This is a genomic window from Streptococcus parasanguinis (genome assembly GCF_001069785.1).
GTDB classification, from domain to species: Bacteria; Bacillota; Bacilli; order Lactobacillales; family Streptococcaceae; genus Streptococcus; species Streptococcus parasanguinis_T.
The window spans coordinates 1-14,095 of sequence record NZ_JVSR01000113.1; the positions used below are offsets into that span (position 1 = coordinate 1).

Below are 14,095 nucleotides of genomic sequence, written 5' to 3' on the forward strand. Positions count from 1 at the left end.
CGAAATCGAATTCTAACGAATTACCGATTTCTGTCCCACTCTCTTTTTTACTTGTAAAATCTTTAAAAATTTGATATACTATAACAGTTGCCACCCTTAGTGTAATGGATATCACGTAAGATTCCGGTTCTTGAGATGGGGGTTCGATTCCCTCAGGGTGGATGATTCATAACGAGGCTCCTCGGAGTCTTTTTTGCTCTTTCTTGGAGGAACATGCAATGACAGTAAAATTAATCGCCCATACCTTGATTGAGAAAGACGGGAAGTATCTGCTTATCAAACGCTCGAAAATAAAGCGAGGTCTCCCTAATGTCTATCCATCTTATTGGGATATTCCAGGTGGAAGTGTAGAAGAGAATGAATTGCCCAGAGAGGCTGCTCTACGTGAGGCTATTGAGGAGGTTAATCAAAAGCTTCGGATTAATAAGATTATCCACGAAGATAGTCAATTTGATGCCAGCAAAGATACTGTCTTTACACGCCTAGTTTATGCTGGCGAGTTTTTGGAAGAGCGTGATTTTATATTAGATCCAGAAGAGCATACAGACTTTAAATGGATTTCTTCTTTGAAAGACATAGAGAGCAATCTCGTTGTGCCTTATTTGCTTGAAATCCTTGCTGACAAATCCAAATAAAGCAGCTAAAAAACATCCCCTTTTAATAAGGAGATGTTTTTTTCTTAGTTTTTAGAAGCTTCTTGGAATTCAGGGTTTTTCCATGCTTCATCAATGATTGCTTGCAATTCATCAGCAGAAGCTTTCATTTTTTGTTGTTCTGCATCGTTCAATGGGATGTTCACTGGACGTACAATACCGTGTGCACCTACGATGGCAGGTTGACCGATAAAGACGTTGCTAACACCATATTGACCTTCTTGGAATACAGAAAGTGGAAGTACTGCATTTTCATCATCAAGGATTGCTTTAGTGATACGAGCAAGGGCAACAGCGATACCGTAGTATGTAGCACCTTTTTTGTTGATGATGGTGTAAGCAGCATCACGAACACCTTCGAACAATTCGATCAATTCAGTTTCTTGAACGTTTTGAGTGTCTTTAAGGAATTCTTCAAGGTTTACACCAGCGATGTTAGCGTGTGACCATACAGCGAATTCTGAGTCTCCATGTTCACCCATGATGTAGGCGTGCACTGAACGAGCATCAACGTCCAATTTTTCAGCAAGTGCTTGACGGAAACGAGCTGAGTCAAGAGAAGTACCAGAACCGATAACGCGTTCTTTAGGGAATCCTGAGAATTTCCATGTAGAGTATGTCAAAACGTCAACTGGGTTAGCAGCTACAAGGAAGATACCGTTAAATCCTGATTCAATAACTTGTGTTACGATTGATTTGTTAATGGCAAGGTTTTTACCAACAAGATCAAGGCGAGTTTCACCTGGTTTTTGAGGAGCACCTGCAGTAATTACAACAAGGTCAGCATCCGCACAGTCAGCGTACTCAGCCGCATAGATCTTCTTAGGTGAAGTGAAGGCAAGGGCGTGGCTAAGGTCAAGCGCATCTCCGACAGCTTTTTCGTGCAATTGAGGAATTTCGATAATTCCAAGCTCTTGTGCAATTCCTTGGTTGACAAGTGCAAATGCATAAGATGAACCTACGGCACCGTCACCGACAAGGATAACTTTTTTGTGTTGTTTAGTCAAATCCATGAGTCTAAACGTCTCCTTCATTTTTTTTTGAGATAGATTCTCATACGACTTCATTCTACCACTTTTGAAAGTCTTTGTCATCTGAAACAGTATGAATCCTTGATGTAAACGTTTTTACGTTTGTGTTCCTAAGAAGAAAAATAGGCTAAAATGTGTTATAATAGTATGGTGAATTAAGTAAAGAGAGGCATTTTTTGAATGCAGGATAAGAATCTAATTGATGTGAATTTAACATCAGAAATGAAGACGAGTTTTATCGATTATGCCATGAGTGTTATCGTTGCTCGTGCCCTCCCTGATGTTCGTGATGGTTTGAAACCTGTTCACCGTCGTATTTTGTACGGAATGAATGAATTGGGTGTTACACCAGATAAACCACATAAGAAGTCAGCCCGTATCACAGGGGATGTTATGGGTAAATACCACCCACACGGAGATTCCTCTATTTATGAAGCCATGGTTCGGATGGCGCAATGGTGGAGTTATCGCTACATGTTAGTGGATGGTCATGGAAACTTTGGTTCTATGGACGGTGATGGCGCCGCTGCGCAACGGTATACAGAAGCCCGTATGAGTAAGATTGCTCTTGAAATGTTGCGGGATATCAACAAAAATACAGTTGATTTCGCTGATAACTATGATGCCAGCGAACGCGAACCTTTGGTCTTACCTGCACGTTTCCCTAACCTTCTCGTCAATGGTGCTACAGGGATTGCCGTTGGGATGGCTACTAATATTCCTCCACATAATCTGGGAGAAACCATTGACGCAGTGAAGCTGATGATGGATAATCCTGAGGTAACGACCCGTGAACTTATGGAAGTTCTTCCTGGTCCAGATTTTCCGACAGGTGCTTTGGTCATGGGGAAATCAGGTATCCACAAAGCCTATGAAACAGGAAAAGGCTCAATTGTTCTTCGTTCTCGTACAGAGATTGAAGTGACCAAGAGTGGTCGTGAACGGATTGTTGTCACTGAGTTCCCTTATATGGTCAATAAAACCAAGGTTCACGAACATATCGTTCGCTTGGTGCAAGAAAAACGGATTGAAGGAATTACAGCTGTACGGGATGAATCAAACCGTGAAGGGGTTCGTTTTGTCATTGAGGTCCGCCGAGATGCTTCGGCTAACGTTATTTTGAACAACCTCTTTAAGATGACACAAATGCAAACCAATTTTGGATTCAATATGTTAGCGATCCAAAATGGCGTTCCAAAGATCCTTTCTCTTCGCCAAATTTTAGGTGCTTATATTGAGCACCAGAAAGAAGTGGTGACTCGACGGACCATCTTTGATAAAGAAAAAGCGGAAGCACGTGCCCATATCTTAGAAGGTTTGCTCATTGCCTTGGATCACATCGATGAAGTGATCCGGATTATCCGCAATAGCCGGACAGACGCTGAAGCACAAGCTGAATTGATGGCTAAATTCAAGCTTTCTGAACGTCAAAGTCAAGCCATTTTGGACATGCGTCTTCGTCGTTTGACCGGTTTGGAACGAGACAAGATCCAAAGTGAATACGATGATTTGGTTGCCCTGATTGCTGATTTGGCTGACATTTTGGCGAAGCCAGAACGTGTGGCGACCATCATCAAGGAAGAACTGGAAGAAGTCAAACGCAAGTTTGGCGATGCTCGCCGAACTGAGTTGATGATCGGAGAAGTCCTTTCTCTTGAAGATGAGGACCTGATTGAAGAAACAGATGTCTTGATCACCCTTTCTAACAAAGGCTACATCAAACGTCTGGACCAAGCGGAATTTACGGCTCAAAAACGTGGTGGACGTGGGGTTCAAGGAACTGGTGTCAAAGATGATGACTTTGTCCGTGAACTGGTATCTACGAGCACCCATGATCATTTGCTCTTCTTTACCAATAAGGGGCGTGTCTATCGTCTGAAAGGTTATGAGATTCCAGAATATGGCCGGACAGCTAAAGGATTACCAATCGTCAACCTCTTAAAATTGGACGAAGGTGAATCGATTGAAACCATTATCAATGTGGAGCAAGACCGCAGTGACGAAGCATATCTCTTCTTTACGACGCGACAAGGTTTAGTCAAACGGACCAATGTAGCTGAATTTTCAAATATTCGTCAGAACGGTCTCAAAGCTCTGAATCTGCGAGATGAGGATGAATTGATCAATGTCTTCCTTACAGATGGCAATGCTGACGTCATTATCGGTACCAAGTATGGTTATTCTGTCCGCTTTAATGAGGCTGTAGTTCGAAATATGGGACGTTCTGCCACAGGTGTACGTGGTGTGAATCTCCGCGAAGGAGACAAGGTTGTTGGGGCTAGTGTCGTTACGGATCAAGATGAAGTATTGATCATCACTGAAAAAGGGTATGGTAAGCGTACAATTGCTAGCGAATACCCAACCAAAGGCCGTGGCGGTAAAGGAATCAAGACAGCCAATATCACAGAGAAAAATGGTCCTTTAGCTGGTCTTTTAACCGTTAAAGGAGATGAAGATCTGATGATCATTACTGATACAGGAGTCATGATCCGTACAAGTGTTGGGAATATCTCTCAAACTGGTCGTTCAACACAGGGTGTGAAAGTCATGAGACTGGATCAGGATGCGAAAATTGTGACCTTTACAACAGTCCAACCCGAAGAAAAAGATGAAGAAGTAGTGGAAGAAAACGAATAGATAAGGGGACAGCATGTCACGCAAAAGAAAAAAGAAAAAGAGTTTACGCAATACTCTTATCAACATCGTTGCAACACTTTTGATTATTCTCTCGCTTCTCTTGATTTTCAATGCTCCGATCCGAAACATGATTATGGTTTGGCATACCAACCAATACCAGGTTAGCAAGGTCGATAAAAAAACCATTGATAAGAATAAAGAAGTGAAGACGAGCTTTGATTTCCAACATGTCCAGTCACTCTCGACGGAAGCCGTCATCAATGCCCAATGGCAAGCTCAAAAGCTACCAGTAATTGGGGGGATTTCGATTCCTGAATTAAACATGAACCTTCCGATCTTTAAGGGGCTTGAAAATGTAGCCCTATACTACGGAGCAGGGACCATGAAGGAAAACCAAGTCATGGGGCAAGGCAATTATTCTCTTGCCAGTCACCACGTATTTGGCCTAACTGGAGCTAATGCCATGTTATTCTCACCATTAGAGAAAGCCAAGGCTGGTATGAAGATCTACATTACGGACAAAGAAAAAATCTATACTTATGTCATCTCGTCAGTTGAGACAGTGACTCCAGACCGTGTAGATGTCATTCAAGATCGTGAAGGCGTTAATGAGATCACCTTGGTGACCTGTGAGGATGCTGCAGCGACTTACCGTACGATTGTCAAAGGAAATTTGGAAACCTCTGTTGACTATGACAAGGCTCCAAAAGACATCCTGGATTCATTCAGCAAGACTTATAATCAAATGCAACTTTAAGAAAATAAAGCCCAAGGCAGAGATGCCAGGGCTTTTTCTATGTAGGAAGCTAGGAGAAATTCTTGTAAAATTGTAAGAGATTGGTAATATTATGTAAGGAATTTGTCATAATATTGAGGGAAATTCAGTATATAATAGAGGAGAAAGAGTATGATAAGGAGGTAGAATAGTGACGAAAGAGCGAATTTATCATCTCTTACATCATTTCTACAATCTCTTAGTAAATGATTTTCCACGAAATGGTTTAATTATGAAAGGAATCTACGAAGTAGAGCAGGTCTACCAAGCTTTAGAGGCCATTCCTCAGAGCCAGGAGTACTTGATCCGCTGTGAAATTCAACAGTTTTTAAAGGAGCTTGAACAAGTTCAAACAGGTTACCAGATCCGCTTTAATAAAGATGAAGTCTTAGTGTTAGATGATTTGAAGCAAGAAATCGCCTGTAAATAATGAAAGGTCGTCCTTTTCTCCATTTATTACGAATTAATAAGTGAGGAGGAAATTATGTACGACATATCATTTATTGAACCATCTTTGCTTCCTAGAGAACGTTTGGTTTCTGAAGGGGTAGATAAGCTGAGTCATCAAGAATTGTTATCCATTCTCTTACGGACAGGCAATAAGCAAAAAAGTGTTTATGAGATTGCACAAGGGCTGTTGAGTTCGGTTAATAGTTTAAAGGAGTTAAGTCAATTAACCCTAGAGGAGCTACAGGAAATCTCTGGCATTGGCCGGGTGAAGGCCATTGAACTTCAGGCTGTGATTGAGTTTGGACGAAGGATTCATAAAGATGAATTAATGAGTTCTGAACAGATCATGAGCAGTCAGAAATTGGCCCATAAAATTCAACAGGAAATCGGCCATAAGAAACAGGAGCACCTGGTTGCCCTCTATTTGAATACGCAGAATGAAATTATTCATCAACAGACCATATTTATTGGAACCGTGAATCGAAGTATTGCAGAGCCACGTGAAATCCTGCATTATGCACTAAAACACATGGCAACCTCTATCATCTTGGCGCACAATCATCCATCTGGTGCCGTATTTCCCAGTAAAAACGATGATGAAGTAACGCATCGAGTTTTAGAGGCCTGTGAAGTGATGGGTTTAACCCTATTGGATCACTTGATTGTATCTGAAGAAAACTATTATAGTTACCGTGAAGAAACCGATTATTTGGTATAAAAAAGAGAGTGGGACAGAAATCGGTAATTCGTTAGAATTCGATTTCGTCCTCCCACCTCCGCACAGTTGAGTAGAGCTGTAAAAACTTTTGAAATCAGCGTAGTAGAGCCCACTTAACCACTGCGTCTTGCTCGATAATCCAAAAATAATTGAGAGGCTAGGACTTTTGTCCCAGCCTCTTTTCTTGTTAATGTATAAGTCTTTATTCTTCGTTTTTTCGCATGAAATAAAGGAGTGTTTGCAATTCACTGGTGAGATCGACATATTGGACGACGACATCTTTAGGGACTGTCAGATGCACTGGTGAGAAGCTAAGGATACCCTTGACACCAGCGTCTACCAAAAGGCTAGCCACTTCTTGAGCTTTGACGCTTGGAACAGTTAGGATGGCTGTTTGAATGCCTTCTTGTTTTAGCTTTTCTTTGATGGTGGAAATACCGTAAATGGGAATTCCGTCCTTACTTTTGGTATTGATGAGCTCATGATCGTCTAGATCAAACGCCATGACAATTTTCATCTTATTGCGTTCATGGAAGCGATAGTTGAGAAGCGCACTTCCCATATTTCCGATCCCCACAATAGCGACATTGGTAATGGCATTGTCATTTAAAAGATCGGCAAAGAAGTTCATCAGTTTTTTTACGTCATAACCAAATCCCCGTCTTCCTAATTCACCAAAATAAGAAAAATCTCGGCGAACGGTAGCAGAGTCAATCCCAATTGCATCAGCAATTTGCTTGGAATTGGCGCGCTCTATTTTTTCAGAGTTAAAGCGTTTAAAAATGCGGTAGTAGAGCGATAAGCGTTTTGCTGTTGCGCGTGGAATTGGAGTATTTTTATCATGTTTCACAATATCACAACCTTTCCCTCTTATTGTATAGGAAGATTGTGAAAAAATCAACTATCTAGAATCGTTTTTCAAAAATATTTTTGTCTAAAGAAAAAGCTGATGGCGGTGGAGAGTTCCATCAGCATCAGCTTAGTTTTCAGCTTGTTCTACCTTTTTCAGATAAGCATAGAGTCCATCGACTCGCCCTGTATAGGGGAGCTTTTCCCCCTTGTATTCAATGGATACGATTGAGTAAGAGTCAGGCAAGGTTACACAGCCTGAAAAAGCTAGGATGCAGGCTGCAAGGTCGGGATAAGTAGTCGTTCGTTCTACTTGGTAAGCGTCGATATAAGTTAGGGTTACCATATTAGGCCTCTGTTTTGTTGAAAATTTCTCTTTCGACAAGACTATCCATTAAGAAATAGAATTTTTGTTGGATAATGTCATTTTCTGGATTTTTAAAGATATTAACCAGGCGAAGTCCAGACTTGTCTGTAATATTGATCTTAAAACCTGTCAAATCTTTATTGAAAATGATTTTAAGTAGGAAGCCTTCGCCACTATTTGGAACGGCTTCGAGCAAACGATTTAACTCGTAATTTCCAACCTTTGTAACAGCGAATGTATTGTCACGTAAGGTATATTTTTTTACATTTGGGTGTAGACTATAGGTATATTTGCAGTCTTTCAATGAAACAATTGTTTCAAAAGCCATATTGTTCTCCTATGATAAAATTTCTTTAAGTTTTGAGAGGAAGTCTTGAACCTCCTCTACGGTATTGAGTTCTGAAAAACTAATTCGAAGGGATTCTTTTAGACGTGAGCTATCTTTTCCATAGAGCGCCTCAAGGACATGGCTGGGTTGCACTGTACCAGCGGTACAAGCAGAACCTGTAGAGACAGAAATTCCAGCAAGATCGAGTTGCATCAATAAGACATCATTTTGGACACCTGGAAAGCCAAGATTCCAAACAAATGGAAGATGATCGTCATTTGCATTTACGTAGTAGTCGTAGGCTGCTAAACCATTGACTAGTTCTTGGCCGAGTTTTTGAACCTGGTTGAAATTTTCTTCTTGATGTAGTGTAGCTTGCTGAAGCGCAGTTGCCATCCCGAAAATAGAAATGAGATTTTCCGTGCTGGCTCTCATCTTACTTTCCTGATCCCCACCATGGATGAGATTATCAAAATCTGGGACGGCTGCATAAAGGAAACCGACGCCCTTTGGTCCATGGAATTTGTGGGCAGAAGCACTGAGAAAATCAATTCCCAACTCTTCGGGATAGACAGGGACCTTTCCAATTGCTTGGACCGCATCAACGTGAAAGGCAGCTGGATGATCTTTTAAGAGTTCTCCGATTTCTTTAATCGGTAGAAGATCGCCTGTCTCGTTATTGGCAAACATGGTAGAGACAAGAATGGTATCTGGTCTAAGAGCCGCCTTGATATCACTAGCCTGAATGCGTCCATCTTTTGGTTGGACGATCGTAACTTCAAATCCGAAACGTTCTACAAGATATTCGATGGGTTCTAGAACCGCATGATGTTCCAAAGCGGTCGTAATGATGTGTTTGCCATCTGCTTGGTGTTTCAAGCAGTAGCCTTTTATAACGGTATTATTACTTTCTGATCCACCTGAGGTGAAGAAAATACGATTTGGAAGAGTGTGGAGGGACTGAGCAATCTGCTCGCGAGATTCTCGGAGTAGTTTACTAGCCATCCGTCCATGAGCATGAAGGCTCGATGGATTTCCAAAAGTAGTCTTCATAGTTGCAGACATTTTATCAATGACTTCAGGTAGAAGGGGAGTTGTTGCGGCATTATCAAAATATATCACATTAAGACCTTATTTCTTGTGGTAGGCAAATAGAGGACTAACAGGTTTTCTTTCTTGAATGCGAACAATAGCTTCAGCGATCAGTTCGCTAGCTGTCAGATAGTTAATATTTTTTGGTGTTGGTCCATTTGGAGCAACAGAATCGGTTACCAAGATTTCTTTGATCGGAGCTTGGTCTAATAATTCAACAGCGCCTTTTACAAATAAACCATGGCTTGAAACAGCATAAATTTCAGTAGCACCTTCGCGTTCGACGATTTTCGCAGCTTCTGAGAATGTCTTACCGGTATTGAGGATATCGTCAATCAAGATTGCTTTCTTATCTTTGACATCCCCGATAATATAGCCATAATCACGGTTTGCATCATCTTGTTCGTAATCAATGATGGCAATCGGTGCATCAAGATATTCAGCTAAACTACGAGCCCGTTTGACACCTGAGTTTTTAGGACTGACGACTACAACATCAGGACCAGTTAGACCTTTATTAATGTAGTGTTCTGCAAAGAGTGGAATGGTAAAGAGGTTATCCACGGCAATATCGAAGAAACCTTGGACCTGAACAGCGTGGAGATCCAGTGTGACGACGCGATCCACCCCAGCTTTGACCAACATGTTTGCGACAAGCTTAGCAGTAATTGGTTCGCGAGGAGCAGCAGTCCGGTCTTGGCGAGCATAACCGAAGTAAGGCATGACCACATTGACAGTATTTGCGCTGGCCCGTTGGCAAGCATCCACCATAATTAAGAGTTCCATCAAGTGATTGTTGACAGGGAAACTGGTTGATTGAATGATATAAATATCATATCCACGAACACTTTCCTCAATATTGACTTGGATTTCACCATCTGAGAATTGACGGGATGAAATTTTCCCAAGTGGAACCCCAGCATGATCCGCGATTTTTTGCGCAATCTCTGGATTTGAATTGAGAGAGAAGAGCTTCATATTTTTTTTATCTGACATGTGATTCCAACCTCATTTAGATTTTTGATCTTAGCACTATTTTAGCAAAAATTTGCGATAATTTCAGCTATTTTACAATCTTTCAGCCAATCTGGCGATTTTATTTTTTGCTGCTTTGTAGACGATTCCATGCTCTTTGATGAACTGATGGAAATTTTCTTCCTGCTCAGCGGTTTCGACCTCGATTTCTAATTCATAATCTTCAGTGTCTAGATAGAGACTGTGGTCTAGTGCCACCAATCCTGCAGCTGTTTCTTTTTCGAATCGTTCTGTTGTAAGGCTTCCCCAGACAGCGAGTTGCTCAACAGAGATTTCTTTAGAGATTAAGAGGTTTTTGATTTCTCCGTCAGGAAACTGTTGGTGTTGAAGGATCGCCTCGGTTTCTTCTGGGCTGAGGTTTTGATTGTACTCAAAATGGCCAACTGCTTCAGGGACTTTGAGAGTCAACTCAGCTTGATCTGTGAAAGTACGCACCCGCAAGGCCATTTTTTCCTTGCGGATGAGCTGGTCGGGGGTATCGATATAGTGATTGGTTTGGACAACCAATTCTGTATCAGCAAAAAGTGGAAGGAGGGATTGGTATTCCTCCTTGTCTAGCAAGGTTTTGTATTCAATTTCTAAATGGTTCATTTTGTAGTCCTTTGCTTTTTTTCGAAAGCGATTCATGATATAATAAGAGATGTGTTTATTGTATACAAAAATGGTTCAGATTACAAGGTGGTAGGATGGCAATTGATTGGGAAAACTTCTTAGATCCATATATCCAAGCAGTTGGGGAATTAAAAATCAAACTGCGTGGGATTCGTAAGCAATATCGTAAGCAGCAAAAGCATTCTCCAATTGAGTTTGTCACAGGTCGGGTCAAGCCGATTGAGAGCATCCGTGAAAAGATGATCCGAAGAAATATTTCTGAAGAAAATCTGGCTCAGGATATGCAAGATATTGCTGGCCTTCGCATCATGGTCCAGTTTGTGGACGATGTGGATGAGATCCTAGAGGTTCTGAGACAACGGCAGGATATGCGCGTGGTTCAAGAGCGAGACTACATCCGCCACAAAAAATCAAGTGGCTACCGGAGTTACCACGTCGTGGTCGAGTATCCGGTCGATACCATTGATGGAAATGAAACGATCTTAGCAGAGATTCAAATTCGGACCTTGTCCATGAATTTTTGGGCAACCATTGAACACTCGCTCAATTATAAATATAAAGGAGACTTTCCAGACGAGATCAAAAAACGCTTAGAGACGACAGCAAACCTGGCCTATCTTTTGGATGAAGAGATGGGGGCAATTCGGGATGCGATTCAGGAAGCTCAAGCCCTGTTTGATCCACTTCATCGTAAGTTAAATGATGGCGTTGGAAATAGTGATGACACAGATGAAGACTACAGGTAAAAAAGTATCCATTATTCGCAATCGCAAGCGTCAAAGTGAAGAGGTTTTTCAGCAGTTGCGCTACAAGCTTCGGAAAAATAATTTTATTTTGACGGAGAAGCACCCGGATATTGTGATTTCAATTGGTGGCGATGGAATGTTGCTATCGGCCTTTCACAAGTATGAACACCAGTTGGATCGGGTGCGATTTGTTGGCGTCCATACCGGACACTTAGGATTCTATACAGATTACTTAGACAGTGAAATCGATAAGCTGGTTGAAAATTTAAAATATGATACAGGAGCTAAGGTTTCTTACCCTATTTTGAATGTCAAGATTACTTTCGAAAATCGGGAAACCCGTACCATGAGAGCTTTGAACGAAGCGACGATTAAGAGAAGCGACCGGACCATGGTTGCCGATCTTACGATTAATGGAGTGGATTTTGAGCGCTTCAGAGGAGACGGCATTACTGTTTCGACTCCGACAGGAAGTACGGCATACAACAAATCCTTGGGAGGAGCAGTCCTTCACCCAACTATTGAGGCGCTGCAGATTGCTGAAATCGCCAGTCTCAACAACCGTGTTTATCGTACCTTGGGTTCTTCTGTCATTGTCCCTAAAAAGGATAAGATCGAGATTACACCGACGAGACCTGGCTTTCACATTATCTCTGTTGACAATTCAACCTATTCTTACCGCAATATTGCAAAGGTAGAATACCAGATTGACAACCATAAGATCAATTTTGTGGCAAGCTCCAGTCACACCAGCTTCTGGAATCGGGTCAAGGATGCCTTTATCGGAGATGATAGAGAATGAGATTTGAATTCATTGTCGATGAGCATGTCAAGGTCAAGACTTTCTTGAAAAAGCACGAGGTTTCTAAGGGGCTCTTAGCCAAGATTAAGTTTCGTGGTGGTCAGATCCTTGTCAATGGACGTCCGGAGAATGCAATTTATTTGTTGGATATTGGGGATCGCTTGGTCATTGATATTCCGGCAGAAGAAGGTTTTGAAACCTTAAAACCTATGGATCGGCCTTTGGATATTTTGTTTGAAGATGATCATTTTTTGGTCTTAAACAAACCCTTTGGCATTGCTTCTATTCCAAGTGCGATTCATTCCAATACCTTAGCCAATTTTGTAAAAGGCTACTATGTGAAGCAGGGCTACGAGAACCAGCAGGTTCACATTGTCACTCGCTTGGACAAGGATACAAGTGGCGTTATGCTCTTTGCCAAACATGGCTATGCCCATGCTCGCTTGGATAAGCAATTGCAGTCTAAAACGATTCAGAAACGCTATTATGCCTTGGTCAAGGGATCTGGGAAGCTTGATCCTGTCGGAGAGATTATTGCTCCGATTGCGCGTGATGAAGATTCAATTATCACCCGAAAGGTAGCTAAAGGCGGCAAGTATGCTCATACAAGCTACCAGGTTGTTCAATCTTTTGGTGATATTCACCTAGTGGATATTCAGTTACACACAGGTCGAACCCATCAGATCCGCGTTCATTTTTCCCATATTGGTTTTCCGCTCTTGGGAGATGATCTCTATGGCGGCAGTTTAGAAGACGGCATTGAGCGCCAGGCCCTTCATTGTCATCGCCTATTCTATTATCATCCATTTCTAGAGGTAGAGTTGGTCATAGAAAGTCCACTGCCTCCAGATTTCCAAGCTGTATTAACACAGCTTCAAACTAGTTATTAATTATTAAAAGGAGTAAAACTCATGGAAGTTTTCGAAAATCTCAAAGCCAACCTCGTTGGTAAGAATGCACGTATTGTATTACCAGAAGGTGAAGAACCTCGTATCCTCCAAGCGACAAAACGCATTGTGAACGAGACAGAAGTAACCCCTGTCTTGCTTGGTAATCCGGATAAAATTCGGATTTATCTTGAAATCGAAGGGGTTTTGGATGGATATGAAGTCATCGATCCTCATTCTTATCCAGGTTTTGAAGAAATGGTAGCTTCCTTGGTAGAACGTCGTAAGGGCAAAATGACAGAAGAAGAAGCGCATCAAGTCTTGAAAGACGACGTTAACTATTTTGGTGTCATGTTGGTACACATGGGAATTGTTGATGGGATGGTTTCTGGTGCGATTCACTCAACAGCCGCAACTGTTCGTCCGGCCTTGCAAATTATCAAAACTCGTCCAAATGTAAAACGGACTTCAGGGGCTTTCCTTATGGTACGTGGATCCGAACGCTACTTGTTCGGGGATTGTGCCATCAACATCAATCCAGATGCTGAAGGCTTAGCTGAAATCGCCATCAACTCTGCTATCACAGCTAAGATGTTTGGCATTGATCCAAAAATTGCCATGTTGAGCTATTCAACAAAAGGATCTGGTTTCGGTGAAAGTGTTGATAAGGTTGTTGAAGCGACTAAGCTTGCTCATGAACTTCGTCCAGACCTTGAAATTGACGGGGAATTGCAATTTGACGCAGCTTTTGTCCCTGCAACTGCAGCCTTGAAGGCTCCAGGAAGCAAGGTGGCAGGTCAAGCTAATGTCTTTATCTTCCCTGGTATTGAAGCAGGTAACATTGGATACAAGATGGCTGAACGTCTCGGAGGCTTTGCAGCGGTAGGTCCAGTATTGCAAGGGTTGAATAAACCAGTCAACGACCTTTCTCGTGGATGTAATGCAGATGACGTCTATAAATTAACCTTGATTACGGCTGCTCAAGCTGTGGAGCAATAAGAAATACATTTAGAGAGTGGGACAGAAATTGGTAATTCGTTAGAATTCGATTTCGTCGTCCCATCTCCGCACAGTTGAGTAGGGCTGTAAAAGCTGATGAAATCAGCGTAGTAG

Annotated in this window: 16 protein-coding genes and 1 tRNA gene; 10 read left to right on the forward strand and 7 right to left on the reverse strand. The window is 41.8% G+C overall.

Features of this window, described 5'->3' with window-relative positions; genetic code table 11:
• Positions 1-90: 90 nt before the first annotated feature.
• Both ADG03_RS10900 and ADG03_RS10905 read left to right on the forward strand, forming a co-directional pair.
• Positions 91-162 (forward strand) — tRNA-Arg (locus ADG03_RS10900).
• A 56-nt stretch (positions 163-218) separates the two neighbouring features.
• Positions 219-635 carry an NUDIX hydrolase gene (locus tag ADG03_RS10905; protein WP_049471764.1) on the forward strand — a complete coding sequence of 139 codons (417 nt, stop codon included), beginning with the start codon at positions 219-221 and terminating at the stop codon, positions 633-635.
• A gap of 44 nt (positions 636-679) precedes the next feature.
• On the opposite strand, the gene ADG03_RS10910 is transcribed toward ADG03_RS10905, so the two are convergent.
• Complete coding sequence (locus ADG03_RS10910) at positions 680-1,666, reverse strand: L-lactate dehydrogenase (RefSeq protein WP_021153137.1); 987 nt, start codon at positions 1,664-1,666, stop codon at positions 680-682.
• 198 nt (positions 1,667-1,864) lie between these two features.
• Between ADG03_RS10910 and gyrA the strand changes: the two genes are divergently transcribed.
• The 4 genes from gyrA (at position 1,865) to radC (ending at position 6,264) form a co-directional block, all read left to right on the forward strand.
• Positions 1,865-4,321 carry a DNA gyrase subunit A gene (gyrA, locus tag ADG03_RS10915; RefSeq protein WP_049471763.1) on the forward strand — a complete coding sequence of 819 codons (2,457 nt, stop codon included), beginning with the start codon at positions 1,865-1,867 and terminating at the stop codon, positions 4,319-4,321.
• A 13-nt stretch (positions 4,322-4,334) separates the two neighbouring features.
• On the forward strand, positions 4,335-5,078 hold the full coding sequence (locus ADG03_RS10920; protein WP_003007173.1) for a class A sortase: 744 nt from the start codon (positions 4,335-4,337) through the stop codon (positions 5,076-5,078).
• Positions 5,079-5,247: 169 nt separating this feature from the next.
• Positions 5,248-5,526 carry a hypothetical protein gene (locus tag ADG03_RS10925; protein WP_049471762.1) on the forward strand — a complete coding sequence of 93 codons (279 nt, stop codon included), beginning with the start codon at positions 5,248-5,250 and terminating at the stop codon, positions 5,524-5,526.
• 54 nt (positions 5,527-5,580) lie between these two features.
• Positions 5,581-6,264, forward strand: coding sequence for a RadC family protein (gene radC, locus ADG03_RS10930; RefSeq protein ID WP_003011667.1), 684 nt, complete (start codon positions 5,581-5,583; stop codon positions 6,262-6,264).
• Positions 6,265-6,466: 202 nt separating this feature from the next.
• Here the strand turns inward: radC and ADG03_RS10935 are convergent, their stop codons facing one another.
• The 6 genes from ADG03_RS10935 to ADG03_RS10960 all read right to left on the reverse strand — a co-directional run bounded on the left by ADG03_RS10935 (position 6,467) and on the right by ADG03_RS10960 (position 10,526).
• Positions 6,467-7,114, reverse strand: coding sequence for a redox-sensing transcriptional repressor Rex (locus ADG03_RS10935; protein ID WP_049472498.1), 648 nt, complete (start codon positions 7,112-7,114; stop codon positions 6,467-6,469).
• A gap of 129 nt (positions 7,115-7,243) precedes the next feature.
• Entirely contained in the window at positions 7,244-7,459 is a 216-nt protein-coding gene (locus ADG03_RS10940) for a DUF4649 family protein (protein ID WP_049472497.1), read from the reverse strand.
• Between the two features lies 1 nt (position 7,460).
• On the reverse strand, positions 7,461-7,808 hold the full coding sequence (locus ADG03_RS10945) for a DUF1831 domain-containing protein (protein ID WP_049472496.1): 348 nt from the start codon (positions 7,806-7,808) through the stop codon (positions 7,461-7,463).
• Positions 7,809-7,817: 9 nt separating this feature from the next.
• Positions 7,818-8,930 (reverse strand): cysteine desulfurase family protein, encoded by a 1,113-nt coding sequence (locus ADG03_RS10950; protein ID WP_049472495.1) that lies wholly within the window; start codon positions 8,928-8,930, stop codon positions 7,818-7,820.
• Positions 8,931-8,939: 9 nt separating this feature from the next.
• Positions 8,940-9,896, reverse strand: a complete 957-nt coding sequence (locus ADG03_RS10955) for a ribose-phosphate diphosphokinase (RefSeq protein ID WP_003007186.1) — start codon at positions 9,894-9,896, stop codon at positions 8,940-8,942.
• 72 nt (positions 9,897-9,968) lie between these two features.
• Positions 9,969-10,526 carry a CYTH domain-containing protein gene (locus ADG03_RS10960; protein WP_049472499.1) on the reverse strand — a complete coding sequence of 186 codons (558 nt, stop codon included), beginning with the start codon at positions 10,524-10,526 and terminating at the stop codon, positions 9,969-9,971.
• A gap of 95 nt (positions 10,527-10,621) precedes the next feature.
• On the opposite strand from ADG03_RS10960, the gene yjbM reads away from it, so the two are divergent.
• From yjbM to pta, 4 genes are read left to right on the forward strand one after another with little or no spacing between them, the layout of a single operon-like run.
• The gene (gene yjbM / locus ADG03_RS10965) at positions 10,622-11,293 is read left to right on the forward strand and encodes a GTP diphosphokinase (protein ID WP_003003504.1); all 672 of its coding nucleotides are present in this window, start codon (positions 10,622-10,624) and stop codon (positions 11,291-11,293) included.
• On the forward strand, positions 11,277-12,095 hold the full coding sequence (locus ADG03_RS10970) for an NAD kinase (protein ID WP_338151651.1): 819 nt from the start codon (positions 11,277-11,279) through the stop codon (positions 12,093-12,095). The genes yjbM and ADG03_RS10970 overlap by 17 nt, the downstream gene beginning before the upstream one ends.
• Positions 12,092-12,985 (forward strand): RluA family pseudouridine synthase, encoded by an 894-nt coding sequence (locus ADG03_RS10975; RefSeq protein WP_049472493.1) that lies wholly within the window; start codon positions 12,092-12,094, stop codon positions 12,983-12,985. The genes ADG03_RS10970 and ADG03_RS10975 overlap by 4 nt, the downstream gene beginning before the upstream one ends.
• Before the next feature lie 21 nt (positions 12,986-13,006).
• Positions 13,007-13,981, forward strand: a complete 975-nt coding sequence (gene pta / locus ADG03_RS10980; protein ID WP_049472492.1) for a phosphate acetyltransferase — start codon at positions 13,007-13,009, stop codon at positions 13,979-13,981.
• The last annotated feature ends 114 nt before the right edge of the window (positions 13,982-14,095 follow it).